Genomic DNA, 14,529 nt, shown 5'->3' with positions numbered 1-14,529 from the left:
CGGGAAAAGAGGGAGAAAGACTAGATCTTTTTCCGAACAAAGGTGGTACCACGATTTTCGTCCTTTTTGGCAGTCGTGGTTTTTAATTTGTTATTATTTATAAAGGAGATACCATGAAACTCAAAGATACCCTTAATCTTGGGAAAACAGCTTTCCCAATGCGTGCAGGCCTTCCTACCAAAGAGCCAGTTTGGCAAAAGGAATGGGAAGATGCAAAACTTTACCAACGTCGTCAAGAATTGAACCAAGGAAAACCACATTTCACCTTGCATGATGGCCCTCCATACGCGAATGGAAATATTCACGTTGGACACGCTATGAACAAGATTTCAAAAGATATCATTGTTCGTTCAAAATCAATGTCAGGTTTTTACGCACCATTTATCCCAGGTTGGGATACTCATGGTCTGCCAATCGAGCAAGTTTTGGCAAAACAAGGTGTTAAACGCAAAGAAATGGACTTGGTTGAGTACTTGAAACTTTGCCGCGAATACGCTCTTTCTCAAGTAGATAAACAACGTGAAGACTTTAAACGTTTGGGTGTTTCTGGTGATTGGGAAAATCCATATGTGACTTTGACTCCTGACTATGAGGCAGCTCAAATCCGTGTCTTCGGTGAGATGGCTAATAAAGGTTATATCTACCGTGGTGCCAAGCCAGTTTACTGGTCATGGTCATCTGAGTCTGCCCTTGCTGAAGCAGAGATTGAATACCATGATTTGGTTTCAACTTCTCTTTACTATGCCAATAAGGTAAAAGATGGCAAAGGTGTTCTAGCTACTGATACTTATATCGTAGTCTGGACAACAACTCCATTTACCATCACAGCTTCTCGTGGTTTGACTGTTGGTGCAGATATTGATTACGTTTTGGTTCAACCTGCTGGTGAAGATCGCAAGTTTGTGGTTGCTGCAGAATTATTGACTAGCTTGTCTGAGAAATTTGGCTGGGTTGATGTTCAAGTTTTGGCAACTTACCGTGGTCAAGAACTCAACCACATCGTAACAGAACACCCATGGGATACAGCTGTAGATGAGTTGGTTATCCTTGGTGATCACGTTACCACTGACTCTGGTACTGGTATTGTTCATACAGCCCCTGGTTTTGGTGAGGACGACTACAATGTTGGTATTGCTAATGGTCTTGAAGTCGCAGTGACTGTTGACGAACGTGGTATCATGATGAAGAATGCTGGTCCTGAGTTTGAAGGTCAATTCTATGAAAAGGTAGTTCCAACTGTTATTGAAAAACTTGGTAACCTCCTTCTTGCCCAAGAAGAAATCTCTCACTCATACCCATTTGACTGGCGTACTAAGAAACCAATCATCTGGCGTGCAGTACCACAATGGTTTGCCTCAGTTTCTAAATTCCGCCAAGAAATCTTGGACGAAATTGAAAAAGTGAAATTCCACTCAGAATGGGGTAAAGTCCGTCTTTACAATATGATTCGTGACCGTGGCGACTGGGTTATCTCTCGTCAACGTGCTTGGGGTGTTCCACTTCCTATCTTCTACGCTGAAGATGGTACAGCGATTATGACTGCTGAAACGATTGAACACGTGGCTCAACTCTTTGAGGAACATGGTTCAAGCATTTGGTGGGAACGTGATGCTAAGGACCTCTTGCCAGAAGGATTTACTCATCCAGGTTCACCAAACGGCGAGTTCAAAAAAGAAACTGATATCATGGACGTTTGGTTTGACTCAGGTTCATCATGGAATGGAGTTGTAGTAAACCGTCCAGAGTTGACTTACCCAGCAGACCTTTACCTAGAAGGTTCTGACCAATACCGTGGTTGGTTCAACTCATCGCTCATCACCTCAGTTGCTAACCATGGCGTAGCACCTTACAAACAAATCTTGTCACAAGGTTTTGCCCTTGACGGTAAAGGTGAGAAGATGTCTAAATCTCTTGGAAATACCATTGCTCCAAGCGATGTTGAAAAACAATTTGGTGCTGAAATCTTGCGTCTCTGGGTAACAAGTGTTGACTCAAGCAATGACGTACGTATCTCTATGGATATCTTGAGCCAAGTCTCTGAAACTTACCGTAAAATCCGTAACACCCTTCGATTCTTGATTGCTAACACATCTGACTTTAACCCAGCTCAAGACGCAGTAGCTTACGATGAACTTCGTTCAGTTGATAAGTACATGACGATTCGCTTTAACCAGCTTGTCAAGACCATTCGTGATGCTTATGCAAACTTTGAATTCTTGACAATCTACAAGGCCTTGGTGAACTTTATCAACGTTGACTTGTCAGCCTTCTACCTTGATTTTGCTAAAGACGTTGTTTATATCGAAGGTGCCAAATCATTGGAACGCCGTCAAATGCAAACTGTCTTCTATGACATTCTTGTCAAAATCACCAAACTCTTGACACCAATCCTTCCTCATACTGCTGAAGAAATCTGGTCATATCTTGAATTTGAAGCAGAAGACTTCGTTCAATTATCAGAATTGCCAGAAGCGGAAACTTTTGCTAATCAAGAAGAAATCTTGGATACATGGGCAGCCTTTATGGATTTCCGTGGACAAGCTCAAAAAGCCTTGGAAGAGGCTCGTAATGCCAAAGTTATCGGTAAATCACTTGAAGCACACTTGACAGTTTATCCAAATGAAGTGGTGAAAACTCTACTTGAAGCAGTAAACAGCAATGTGGCTCAACTTTTGATCGTGTCAGACTTGACCATCGCAGAAGGACCAGCTCCAGAAGCTGCCGTTAGCTTCGAAGATGTAGCCTTTACAGTTGAACGTGCTGCAGGTGAAGTATGTGACCGTTGCCGTCGTATCGATCCAACAACAGCAGAACGCAGCTACCACGCAGTCATTTGTGACCACTGTGCAAGCATCGTAGAAGAAAACTTTGCAGACGCAGTCGCAGAAGGATTTGAAGCAAAATAAGGTTGAAAAGTCTAGGAAAACTCAATTTGAGAAGAAAAGACAACTAATTTTATAGTCTATTAAACGCATTGTATCAAGCTTGTGAACACCTGATACGATGCGTTTTTATTTATTTTGAAAATTTGCGAGGTGTGACTTTTTATACTCAACAAGAATCAAAGAGAAACTTAGCAAGCTAACAGCAGTAAGATAAAATACGAATTTGATATTGCGGATAAGATTGGAAAATTGTGTCACATTTTTACAATAATAAATTTGTGTAATTGCTTTTGATTTCTAAAAAGTATTATATTTTATTTCATATTATACAAATTTTTATTTTATAATATCAGAAAATACTTTTTTTTTTTAGCAAATATGATACAATTTTATTTGAAAAAAATAAAAAGGAGATTTTATTATGAAATCAAAAACACTTGCTTTAATTAGTGGTATCGTCGGTCTTGTGGGAGGAATTTTACTTCTTATTGGTCCTTTTGTCTTGTTGGGAACAGCGGTAAATACAGCTGCTACAACTCTTAATGGAGGAGCTACTGCAGGGGCTGTTTCAGGTGTTGCCTTACTCTTGAATGCCTTGAAGATTGCAAATCTTGTTCTTGGTATCATTGCTATTGTTTACTATAAAGGAGATAATCGTGTAGGTGCAGCTCCGTCTGTATTAATGATTGTTTCTGGTGGAGTTAGTCTCATTCCATTCTTAGGATGGGTTGGGGGGATTCTTGCCATTATTGGAGGATCTCTATTCCTTGCAACATTGAAGAAATTCAAATCAGAAGAATAAAAGGTATTTTGGCATGAAAAGAACAAAAAAGTTTATCGGTCTAGGAATAGTTCTATTATCTGTTTCTCTTCTCGTTGCATGTGGAGTACAAAATTCAAAGACTACTTCAACAAGTAATGATGAGAAGACAGTAGCAACATCTAATACCTCAAAAGAAACAATCACTCTTGATACACCGGTTGTAACAGACGATGCGATTGAATCAATACGTACTTATGCAGATTATATAGATCTTTATAAAAAGATTTTTGATGATTATTTTACTAAAGCTGAGGAAAGTTTCAAAGGCACAGCTATGGAAAATAATGAGTCGTTTACCAAACTAAAAGAGTCAACTCAAAAATTATTCGATGCGCAGAAAAAAATATATGATTTGCTAGGGTCTACTGAGCTCAAGGAAGATGATAAATCAAAATTGTCTCAACAATTGAAAGACTTTAGAGACAATTTGCAAAAACAGTTGAAAACTTTGACATCTCAACTACAGTAAGATAGAAATTTTTTTGTAGTAATTGAGAATAATTGGTTAAATTACACCCCAAATGTTAGAAAATGGGGTGTTTTTTAAAGGTTAAATAATGAAGATAGAATAGAAATAACCAAAAACAATGTGATTGCCAAACAGTCCTTTCCTTTTTGGTTTTGACTAGCTTTTTTGTGAAAAATTGTGTAAAATAGAATAGATAAACGAGGGAAAACCTCGGAAAATTTAAAGGAGAATCCATCTAATGGTAAAATTGGTTTTTGCTCGCCACGGTGAGTCTGAATGGAACAAAGCTAACCTTTTCACTGGTTGGGCTGATGTTGATTTGTCTGAAAAAGGTACACAACAAGCGATTGACGCTGGTAAATTGATCAAAGAAGCTGGTATCGAATTTGACCAAGCTTACACTTCAGTATTGAAACGTGCTATCAAAACAACTAACTTGGCTCTTGAAGCTTCTGACCAATTGTGGGTTCCAGTTGAAAAATCATGGCGCTTGAACGAACGTCACTACGGTGGTTTGACTGGTAAAAACAAAGCTGAAGCTGCTGAACAATTTGGTGATGAACAAGTTCACATCTGGCGTCGTTCATACGATGTATTGCCTCCAAACATGGATCGTGATGATGAGCACTCAGCTCACACTGACCGTCGTTACGCTTCACTTGACGATTCAGTTATCCCAGATGCTGAAAACTTGAAAGTGACTTTGGAACGTGCCCTTCCATTCTGGGAAGATAAAATCGCTCCAGCTCTTAAAGATGGCAAAAACGTATTCGTAGGAGCTCACGGTAACTCAATCCGTGCCCTTGTAAAACACATCAAAGGTTTGTCAGATGACGAAATCATGGACGTGGAAATCCCTAACTTCCCACCATTGGTATTCGAATTCGACGAAAAATTGAACGTAGTTTCTGAATACTACCTTGGAAAATAAAAAATTGTAAGTCTAGAATTGATTTCTAGGCTTTTTATGTTAGTATGGTAGTATGATAAGGAATAAAAAACAAGATTATGTATTGGCCTACAAGAGACCAGCTTCAACAACATATAAGGGTTGGGAAGAAGAGGCTTTACCAATAGGCAATGGTTCTTTAGGTGCAAAAGTATTTGGGATTATAGGGGCTGAGAGGATTCAATTTAATGAAAAAAGTCTCTGGTCTGGTGGTCCACTTCCTGATAGTTCCGATTATCAGGGTGGAAATCTTCAGGACCAGTATGGTTTTTTAGCTGAGATTCGGCAGGCTTTGGAAAAGAGAGATTACAATCGGGCTAAGGAACTGGCTGAACAGCACCTGATCGGGCCAAAAACGAGTCAATATGGGACCTATCTATCCTTTGGGGATATTCACATTGAGTTTAGCAAGCAAGGAAAGACTTTGTCTCAGGTAACGGATTACCAGAGACAGCTGAATATCAGTAAGGCGCTTGCGACGACTTCTTATGTCTATAAGGGAACGAAATTTGAACGTGAAGCTTTTGCGAGTTTTCCATATGATCTCTTGGTTCAGCGCTTTACTAAGGAAGGGGCGGAAACTCTAGATTTTACTATAGAACTGTCGCTAAGTCGTGATTTGGCTTCTGATGGAAAGTATGAGCAGGAGAAATCTGATTACAAGGAATGCAAGTTGGATATTACTGATTCTTATATCTTGATGAAGGGAAGAGTTAAGGACAATGACCTGCAGTTTGCTAGCTGTTTAGCTTGGGAAACAGATGGGGATATTAGAGTTTGGTCAGATAAGGCTCAGATATCAGGAGCCAGTTATGCCAATCTTTTCTTGGCTGCTAAGACTGATTTTGCCCAAAATCCTGCTAGTAATTATCGCAAGAAAATAGATTTAGAGAAACAGGTTAAGGACTTGGTGGAGATAGCTAAAGAAAAGGGCTATGCCCAATTGAAATCAAGGCATATTCAGGATTACCAAGCCTTATTCCAACGTGTTCAATTGGATTTGGGAGCTGATGTAGACACATCCACTACAGATAATTTGCTAAAAAATTATAAGCCACAAGAGGGGCATGCTTTGGAGGAATTGTTCTTCCAGTATGGACGGTATTTATTGATTAGTTCTTCTAGAGATTGCTCAGATGCTCTACCAGCTAACCTACAGGGAGTCTGGAATGCGGTCGATAATCCTCCTTGGAATTCGGACTATCACCTGAATATCAATCTGCAGATGAATTATTGGCCAGCCTATGTTACTAATCTTCTAGAGACGGCTTTTCCAGTCATCAACTATATCGATGATTTGCGTGTCTATGGTCGTCTAGCGGCTGCAAGGTATGCAGGAATCGTCTCTCAGAAAGGTGAGGAGAATGGTTGGCTGGTTCATACTCAAGCGACTCCTTTTGGCTGGACGGCACCTGGTTGGGATTATTACTGGGGGTGGTCACCAGCTGCCAATGCTTGGATGATGCAAACTGTTTATGAAGCCTATTCATTTTATAGGGATCAAGACTATCTCAGGGAGAAAATTTATCCCATGTTGAGGGAAACCGTTCGTTTTTGGAATGATTTTTTACATGAGGATCAGCAGGCGCAGCGTTGGGTGTCTTCTCCGTCTTATTCCCCAGAACATGGCCCGATTTCGATTGGCAATACCTATGACCAATCTCTGATTTGGCAGTTATTTCATGATTTTATTCAGGCTGCTCAGGAATTGGGACTGGATGAGGCTTTGTTGACGGAAGTCAAAGAAAAATTTGACCTGCTTAATCCTCTGCAAATCACTCAATCTGGTCGAATCAGGGAGTGGTATGAGGAGGAAGAGCAGCATTTTCAAAATGAGAAAGTGGAGGCCCAACATCGGCATGCTTCCCATCTGGTGGGACTCTATCCTGGCAATCTCTTTAGCTACAAGGGACAAGAGTATCTTGAATCGGCGCGTGCTAGCCTCAATGATCGTGAAGATGGCGGCACAGGCTGGTCCAAGGCTAATAAGATCAATCTTTGGGCGCGTTTAGGAGATGGCAATCGAGCCCATAAATTATTAGCAGAGCAGTTAAAGTCATCTACCTTGCCAAATCTTTGGTGTAGCCACCCTCCTTTTCAGATAGATGGTAATTTTGGTGCTAGCAGTGGAATGGCAGAAATGTTGCTCCAGTCTCATACAGCTTATCTGGTACCTCTAGCCGCCCTACCCGATGCATGGTCAACAGGTTCCGTTTCAGGCTTAATGGCACGTGGACATTTTGAAGTTAGCATGAGGTGGGCGGATAAAAAACTCTTACAGTTGACCATTTTATCAAGAAGTGGGGGAGATTTGCGAGTCTCTTATCCAGATATTGAAAAAAGTGTGATTGAAGTGAATCAAGAAAAAATAAAAGCGAAATGCATGGGGAAAGATTGTATTTCGGTGGCAACAGCAGAAGGTGATCTTGTTCAATTTTATTTTTAAGAAGGTGATAGAAGGCAGTAGTTTGAGACTGCCTTTTAATAAGGATTTGAGAATGTAAGCAGTTTCCAACTAGTTGAAAAAGCGTTATAATGGTAGTAGGAAGTAATTTGTTTGAGAGAGGGTGGGTATTATGGCTTATATTGAGATGAAACACTGTTACAAGCGTTATCAGGTTGGGGACACGGAGATTGTGGCCAATCGTGATGTGAATTTTGAAATTGAAAAGGGTGAATTGGTGATTATCCTTGGTGCGTCAGGTGCAGGTAAGTCAACAGTTCTCAATCTCCTAGGGGGAATGGATACCAATGATGAAGGGGAAATCTGGATAGATGGTGTTAATATTGCAGACTATAGTTCCCACCAGAGGACCAATTACCGTCGTAATGATGTCGGCTTTGTTTTTCAATTTTATAATCTAGTTTCCAATCTAACCGCTAAGGAAAATGTGGAACTGGCCTCTGAAATCGTGACAGATGCCTTGAATCCTGAGCAGGTCTTGACAGATGTAGGTCTGGCTCATCGTCTCAATAATTTCCCAGCCCAGCTGTCTGGAGGGGAGCAACAGCGAGTCTCCATTGCACGCGCAGTAGCCAAAAATCCTAAAATCCTCCTTTGTGATGAACCGACTGGTGCCTTGGATTATCAGACGGGCAAGCAAGTCTTGAAAATTCTCCAAGATATGTCTCGTCAAAAGGGAACGACGGTGATCATCGTGACTCATAATAGCGCGCTAGCTCCTATTGCTGATCGCGTGATTCATATGCACGATGCCGGTGTCAAGGATGTGGTGATCAACCAGCATCCTCAGGATATTGACAGTTTGGAGTACTAGCATGATCAAGCGAAAAACTTATTGGAAGGACTTAATTCAGTCCTTTACAGGCTCCAAGGGGCGTTTTTTATCCATCTTGACCCTGATGATGTTGGGATCTCTAGCCTTAGTAGGTCTCAAAGTGACTAGTCCCAATATGGAGGCGACCGCCAATGCTTATTTAACAACTGCTAAAACCTTGGATTTGGCAGTCATGTCTAACTATGGCTTGGATCAAGCAGATCAAAAAGAACTAGAACAGATAGAGGGCGCAGAGGTCGAGTTTGGCTACTTGACAGATGTGACTATGGATAATGGGCAAGATGCTATTCGGCTGTATTCCAAGCCAGAGCGAATTTCAACCTTTCATCTCAGAGAGGGACGACTTCCTCAGTCAGACCAGGAAATCGCTTTGGCCAATCATCTGCAGGGGCAATATCGATTAGGACAGGAGATTAGTTTTAAAGAAAAAGAAGGCGGTCATTCCTCTTTAAAAAATCATACATATACCATTACTGGTTTTGTGGATTCGGCTGAAATCCTTTCCCAGCGAGATATGGGCTACGCAGGAAGCGGAAGCGGGACTCTGACAGCATACGGGGTGATTTTGCCTAGCCAGTTTGATCAGAAAGTCTACAATATAGCTCGTTTGAAATATCAAGATTTAGCAGGCTTAAATGCATTTTCATCAGTTTATGAAGAAAAATCCAAGCAACATCAGGAAGAACTTGAACAAGCTTTGTCAGATAATGGCAAGGCACGTCTGCAACTCTTGAAAAAAGAAGGCCAAGAGTCTCTCGATAAGGGGCAAGAAACTCTTGACCGAGCTCAGGCTAATTTGCAGGAAGGCAAGAGTCGTTTGGCAGCTGCTCAAGCTCGTATACAGGCTCAAGAAAGTCAACTGGCCTTGCTTCCTCAAGCCCAGAGAGAGCAGACCAGTGCTCAACTTACTCAAGCCAAGCAGGAATTGGGCAAGGAAGAGGACAAACTAAAGCAGGCTGAACAAAGTCTAGCTCAAGAAAAGGAAAAATTAGAAAAACATCAGCAAGTCTTGGATGATTTGGCTGAGCCCAAGTATCAGGTCTATAATCGTCAGACCATGCCTGGTGGTCAGGGCTACCTCATGTACAGCAATGCTTCAGCCAGTATTCGGGCAGTGGGCAATATCTTTCCTGTAGTGCTTTATGCCGTAGCAGCTATGGTGACCTTTACAACCATGACTCGTTTTGTGGATGAAGAGCGAACTCATGCAGGGATTTTTAAGGCCTTGGGCTATCGTAGTAAGGATATTATCGTCAAGTTTCTCCTCTACGGTCTAGTAGCTGGGACTGTAGGAACAGCTCTAGGTAGCATACTTGGACATTATTTACTAGCAGGTGTGATTTCAAGTGTCATTACAAAAGGCATGGTGGTGGGAGAAACCCAGATTCAGTTCTATTGGACCTATAGCTTACTGGCTCTTGTCTTGAGTTGGTTGGCGAGTGTGCTACCAGCCTACTTGGTAGCTCGTAGGGAACTTCATGACGAAGCAGCCCAGCTTTTATTGCCTAAACCTCCTGTTAAAGGAGCTGAAATCTTACTGGAGCGCATCGGTTTTATCTGGCGTCGTCTCAGTTTTACCCATAAGGTAACAGCCCGTAATATCTTCCGTTATAAACAGCGGATGTTGATGACGATCTTTGGTGTGGCAGGTTCAGTCGCTCTGCTCTTTGCAGGTTTGGGAATTCAATCCTCTGTAGCAGGAGTTCCGTATAGACAGTTTCAACAAATCCAACAGTATCAAATGATTGTCTCTGAAAATCTTAGTGCGACCAATCAAGACAAGGCAAATCTAGAAGAAGTGTTGAAAGGTCAGGCTATTCAAGCCTACCAGAAAATTTATTCTAAGACGCTAGACAAGGATTTTAAAGGCAAGGCTGGTCTTCAGACTGTTACTCTTATGATGACAGAGAAGGAGGATTTGACTCCCTTTATCCATCTGCAACATCATCAGCAGGAGCTGACATTAAAAGATGGCGTCGTTATTACAGCTAAACTTGCCCAGCTGGCAGGTGTCAAGGTTGGACAAACTCTAGAAATTGAAGGTAAGGAATTAACGGTTGCTGCTATTACTGAGAACTACGTTGGTCACTTTATTTATATGAGTCAGGCTAGCTATGAGCAAATTTACGGCCAGCTACCCCAAGCCAACACTTATCTGGTTTCGCTAAGGGATACCAGTGCAACTAGTATCGAAAGGCAGGCCGGCTTACTTATGAATCAAGCTGCGGTGTCCAGCGTTGTCCAAAATGCTTCAGCCATTCGACTCTTTGACTCCGTCGCTAGCTCACTCAATCAGACTATGACCATCTTGGTCATCGTATCGGTTCTGTTGGCTATCGTTATCCTTTACAATCTAACCAACATTAACGTAGCTGAGAGAATCCGTGAACTCTCCACTATCAAGGTTCTCGGTTTTCATAATAATGAAGTCACTCTCTACATTTACCGTGAGACGATTGTGCTGTCCCTTGTGGGAATCGTACTTGGTTTGGTATCTGGTTTCTATTTACATCAATTTTTGATTCAAATGATTTCACCAGCGACTATTCTCTTTTATCCGCAGGTAGGTTGGGAAGTCTATGTCATCCCGGTGACGGCAGTAAGCATCATTTTGACCTTGCTTGGTTTCTTTGTCAATTATCATCTGAGAAAGGTTGATATGCTTGAAGCCTTGAAATCTGTAGAATAATTTATACTCAATGAAAATCAAAGAGCAAACTAGGAAACTAGCCGCAGGCTGTACTTGAGTACGGCAAGGCGACGTTGACGAGGTTTGAATTTGATTTTCGAAGAGTATTAGTTGTTTTTATCAGATTGGACTTGTATTTACTCGTAAACAAAAAATCCTCCGTTTCAAAGAGTAGGGAACTCTTTGTGACAGAGGATTTTTTCTATAGGGCTTTAGCAGCTGCAATTGCGGCTTCAAAGTTTGGTTCAGAGTTGATATTGTCCACGTATTCAACGTAGCGAATAGTATTGTCAGTATCGAGGACAAAGACTGCGCGTGCCAATAGATGCCACTCATTGATTAAGAGAGCATAATCGCGTCCAAAGGAATGATCAAAATAGTCTGACAGCATAATCGCATTTTCAATACCTTCAGCACCGCACCAACGTTTTTGGGCAAAAGGGAGGTCCATTGAAACAGTCAAGACAACGGTATTATCCAGTCCAGCCAGTTCTTCATTAAAACGACGCGTTTGAGTTGAGCAGATGCCTGTATCGATAGAAGGCACGACACTCAAGACTTTTTTCTTGCCATCAAAATCAGCCAGAGATTTTTTAGAAAGGTCTGTTGTAGTGAGTGAAAAATCAAGTGCCTTGTCGCCGACTTGTAGTTGTTTACCTGTAAAGCTCACAGGATTTCCGAGAAAAGTTACCATAAGATACTCCAATCTTTTTTCTTCCATTTTAGCTGAAACAGTCGGAATTTTCCAATGATTTGACCGGAAATATGGGCATAGAAAAAACGCCAGCTCATGTGAGAATGACGTTTTCCAGAGGTTTATTTTGCCAATCCTTCAGCAATCTTGTCAAGATTGTATTTCATCATGTTGTAGTAGCTGTCGCCTTCTTTACCTTGTTCTGCGATAGAGTCAGTAAAGATTTGTGCGTAGATTGGGATGTTTGTGTCTTGTGAAACAGTCTTCATTGGACGGTCATCCACACTTGATTCTACAAAGAGTGATGGAACTTTTGTTTGGCGAAGTTTTTCAACCAAGGTCTTGATTTGTTCAGGTGTTCCTTCTTCTTCGGTATTGATTTCCCAGATGTAAGCACTTGGGACACCATAGGCTTTAGAGAAGTATTTGAAGCATCCTTCGCTGGTTACGATAAGTTTTTTATCAGCAGGAATGTTGTTAAATTTCTCTTTAGCTTCCTTGTCAAGTTTGTCTAGCTTATCAGTATATTCTTTGAGATTTTTTTCGTAGAATTCCTTGTTGCTAGGGTCTTTAGCGCTCAATTGTTTAGCGATATTCTTAGCAAAAATCATACCGTTTTCAAGGTTAAGCCAAGCGTGTGGGTCTTCTTTGCCTTTTTCGTTTTGACCTTCAAGGTAGATAACATCAACGCCTTCGCTGACTGCAAAGTAGTCTTTGTTTTCAGTTTTCTTAGCATTTTCTACCAATTTTGTAAACCAAGCATTGCCACCTGTTTCAAGGTTGATACCGTTATAGAAAATCAAATCAGCCTGAGAAGTTTTCTTAACGTCTTCAGGGAGTGGTTCGTATTCGTGTGGGTCTTGGCCAACAGGAACGATACTGTGAAGATCAATCTTGTCACCGGCAATATTTTTAGTAATATCAGCGATGATTGAGTTTGTAGCAACAACTTTTAGTTTTTGACCAGAAGCTGCATCTTTTTTTCCGCTACCACATGCTACAAGAACAATGGCGGAAAGAAAAAGAACCAACAATGTACCTAATTTTTTCATTAGATCCTCCAATTTATTGGGGTTTTACCCCTTATTTTAACAAATGTTTATTTTTCAGTTTCAAATATCGTTGTTTTGGAGCGATAAAGAAGCTAATGAGAAAGAAACTAGCAGCTGTGAGCACGATACTAGAACCTGCCGCAACGTTAAAGCTATAGCCGATAAAGAGTCCCAAAACTGAAGCAGTAGCTCCAAAAGTTGAGGAAAGGAAAATCATGCTTTTCAGGCTATTAGCATACAGATAAGCAGTTGCAGCTGGGGTAATCAGCATGGCTACAATCAGGATAGTTCCGACACTTTGCATGGCTGTCACAGACACGAGAGTCAGGAGTACCATGAGAAGGTAGTGATAGAAATTGACAGGCATTCCCATGGCTTTAGCCAAGAGTTCATCAAAGGATGTTATCAAGAGTTGCTTGAAGAAAATCCAGATTAACAAGAGAATGACTGCCCCAACACCCATAGTAATAAACATATCCGTATCTTGGACGGCTAGGATATTACCAAAAAGGATATGGAAAAGGTCAGTTGAACTTTTAGCGACACTAATCAAGATGATACCGAGGGCTAAGAAAGAAGAAAAGGTAATGCCGATGGCGGTATCGCTTTTGATAATCGAGTTCCCCTTGATGTAGGTAATGATGATGGCAGCTAGCAATCCAAAGACAATGGCTCCGATAAAGAAGTCAACGCCCAAGATGAAGGAGAGGGCTACACCTGGTAAGACAGCATGTGAAATGGCATCTCCCATGAGTGACATCCCGCGTAGAATGATGAAACATCCTACAGCTCCAGCTACGACCCCGACGACAATGGCTGTTATCAAGGCATTTTGTAAGAAATGGAATTTTTGCAATCCATCGATAAATTCTGCAATCATAGGTCACCTCCATTGAAAAAGAGTCGATTACCGTAAGCTTCTTTGAGATTGGCTTCGGTAAAGGTTTCTTTGGTTGGACCAAAGGCAATCACTTCTCGATTGACAAGCAAGACTTGATCGAAGTAGTGGGGAACCTTGCTGAGATCGTGGTGGACGATGAGAACCGTCTTCCCAGCTTTTTTCAAATCTCTCAGCGTATTCATGATGATTTCCTCACTGACAGAGTCAATCCCAACAAAGGGTTCATCCAAGAGGATATAATCGGCTTCCTGGACCAAACATCTGGCAATCAAAACCCGCTGGAACTGACCTCCAGATAGTTGACTGATTTGCCGTTCTGCGTAGTCAGCTAGGCCGACGATTTCAAGGGCTTCCTCTACTTTTCTCCAATGTTTAGCGTTTAAACTGCGAAAGAGAGGGATAGAGGGAAAGAGTCCTAGCGAGACGCATTCCTTGACCTTGATGGGAAAGTTGTAGTCGATATTGATTTTTTGTTCGACATAGGCAATTCGGTGTAAGGATTTTTTAACTTCCTTGTCATCGAGAAATGCCTGACCTTGATGTGGGATAATTCCCAGCATACCTTTTAATAATGTTGATTTTCCAGCACCGTTTGGACCAATGATTCCGGTAATTGTTGGTCCTTGGAGCACTAGTGAAATATCCTTAAGTGCCAATGTTTCTTTGTAGGAGACACTGAGGTTTTCGATACGTATCATAAACTTGTATTCCTCCTGTCTCTTAATATACATTAAAAAAAAAATTAAGTCAAGTTAATTTTTGAAAAAA

Annotated in this window: 11 protein-coding genes; 7 read left to right on the top strand and 4 right to left on the bottom strand. The window is 41.3% G+C overall.

Features of this window, described 5'->3' with window-relative positions; genetic code table 11:
* The first annotated feature begins 113 nt into the window (after positions 1–113).
* The 7 genes from ileS to QM818_RS03025 all read left to right on the top strand — a co-directional run bounded on the left by ileS (position 114) and on the right by QM818_RS03025 (position 11,114).
* The gene (gene ileS / locus QM818_RS03055; RefSeq protein ID WP_414299900.1) at positions 114–2,906 is read left to right on the top strand and encodes an isoleucine--tRNA ligase; all 2,793 of its coding nucleotides are present in this window, start codon (positions 114–116) and stop codon (positions 2,904–2,906) included.
* Between the two features lie 400 nt (positions 2,907–3,306).
* Positions 3,307–3,687 carry a hypothetical protein gene (locus QM818_RS03050; protein WP_000837844.1) on the top strand — a complete coding sequence of 127 codons (381 nt, stop codon included), beginning with the start codon at positions 3,307–3,309 and terminating at the stop codon, positions 3,685–3,687.
* Positions 3,688–3,700: 13 nt separating this feature from the next.
* Entirely contained in the window at positions 3,701–4,177 is a 477-nt protein-coding gene (locus QM818_RS03045; RefSeq protein WP_049546526.1) for a hypothetical protein, read from the top strand.
* 238 nt (positions 4,178–4,415) lie between these two features.
* Positions 4,416–5,108, top strand: a complete 693-nt coding sequence (locus tag QM818_RS03040; RefSeq protein WP_000240129.1) for a phosphoglycerate mutase — start codon at positions 4,416–4,418, stop codon at positions 5,106–5,108.
* Positions 5,109–5,160: 52 nt separating this feature from the next.
* Entirely contained in the window at positions 5,161–7,572 is a 2,412-nt protein-coding gene (locus QM818_RS03035) for a glycoside hydrolase family 95 protein (RefSeq protein WP_414299899.1), read from the top strand.
* Positions 7,573–7,702: 130 nt separating this feature from the next.
* The gene (locus QM818_RS03030; RefSeq protein ID WP_023946172.1) at positions 7,703–8,404 is read left to right on the top strand and encodes an ABC transporter ATP-binding protein; all 702 of its coding nucleotides are present in this window, start codon (positions 7,703–7,705) and stop codon (positions 8,402–8,404) included.
* Between the two features lies 1 nt (position 8,405).
* Positions 8,406–11,114, top strand: coding sequence for an ABC transporter permease (locus QM818_RS03025; protein WP_414299898.1), 2,709 nt, complete (start codon positions 8,406–8,408; stop codon positions 11,112–11,114).
* Positions 11,115–11,316: 202 nt separating this feature from the next.
* Here the strand turns inward: QM818_RS03025 and tpx are convergent, their stop codons facing one another.
* The 4 genes from tpx to QM818_RS03005 all read right to left on the bottom strand — a co-directional run bounded on the left by tpx (position 11,317) and on the right by QM818_RS03005 (position 14,459).
* The gene (tpx, locus tag QM818_RS03020) at positions 11,317–11,808 is read right to left on the bottom strand and encodes a thiol peroxidase (protein ID WP_000256026.1); all 492 of its coding nucleotides are present in this window, start codon (positions 11,806–11,808) and stop codon (positions 11,317–11,319) included.
* 122 nt (positions 11,809–11,930) lie between these two features.
* Positions 11,931–12,860 carry a metal ABC transporter substrate-binding lipoprotein/adhesin PsaA gene (psaA, locus tag QM818_RS03015; protein WP_261081282.1) on the bottom strand — a complete coding sequence of 310 codons (930 nt, stop codon included), beginning with the start codon at positions 12,858–12,860 and terminating at the stop codon, positions 11,931–11,933.
* Positions 12,861–12,891: 31 nt separating this feature from the next.
* Complete coding sequence (locus QM818_RS03010; RefSeq protein ID WP_033682180.1) at positions 12,892–13,740, bottom strand: metal ABC transporter permease; 849 nt, start codon at positions 13,738–13,740, stop codon at positions 12,892–12,894.
* Positions 13,737–14,459: a metal ABC transporter ATP-binding protein gene (locus tag QM818_RS03005; RefSeq protein WP_064276573.1), complete on the bottom strand. Its 723-nt coding sequence runs from the start codon at positions 14,457–14,459 to the stop codon at positions 13,737–13,739. Before QM818_RS03005 ends, QM818_RS03010 begins: the two co-directional genes overlap by 4 nt.
* Between the last annotated feature and the right edge of the window lie 70 nt (positions 14,460–14,529).

Origin of the sequence: Streptococcus mitis, assembly GCF_047464035.1 — a bacterium.
Classification (GTDB): domain Bacteria; phylum Bacillota; class Bacilli; order Lactobacillales; family Streptococcaceae; genus Streptococcus; species Streptococcus mitis_DX.
This window is presented reverse-complemented; position numbering and strand designations above follow the sequence as displayed.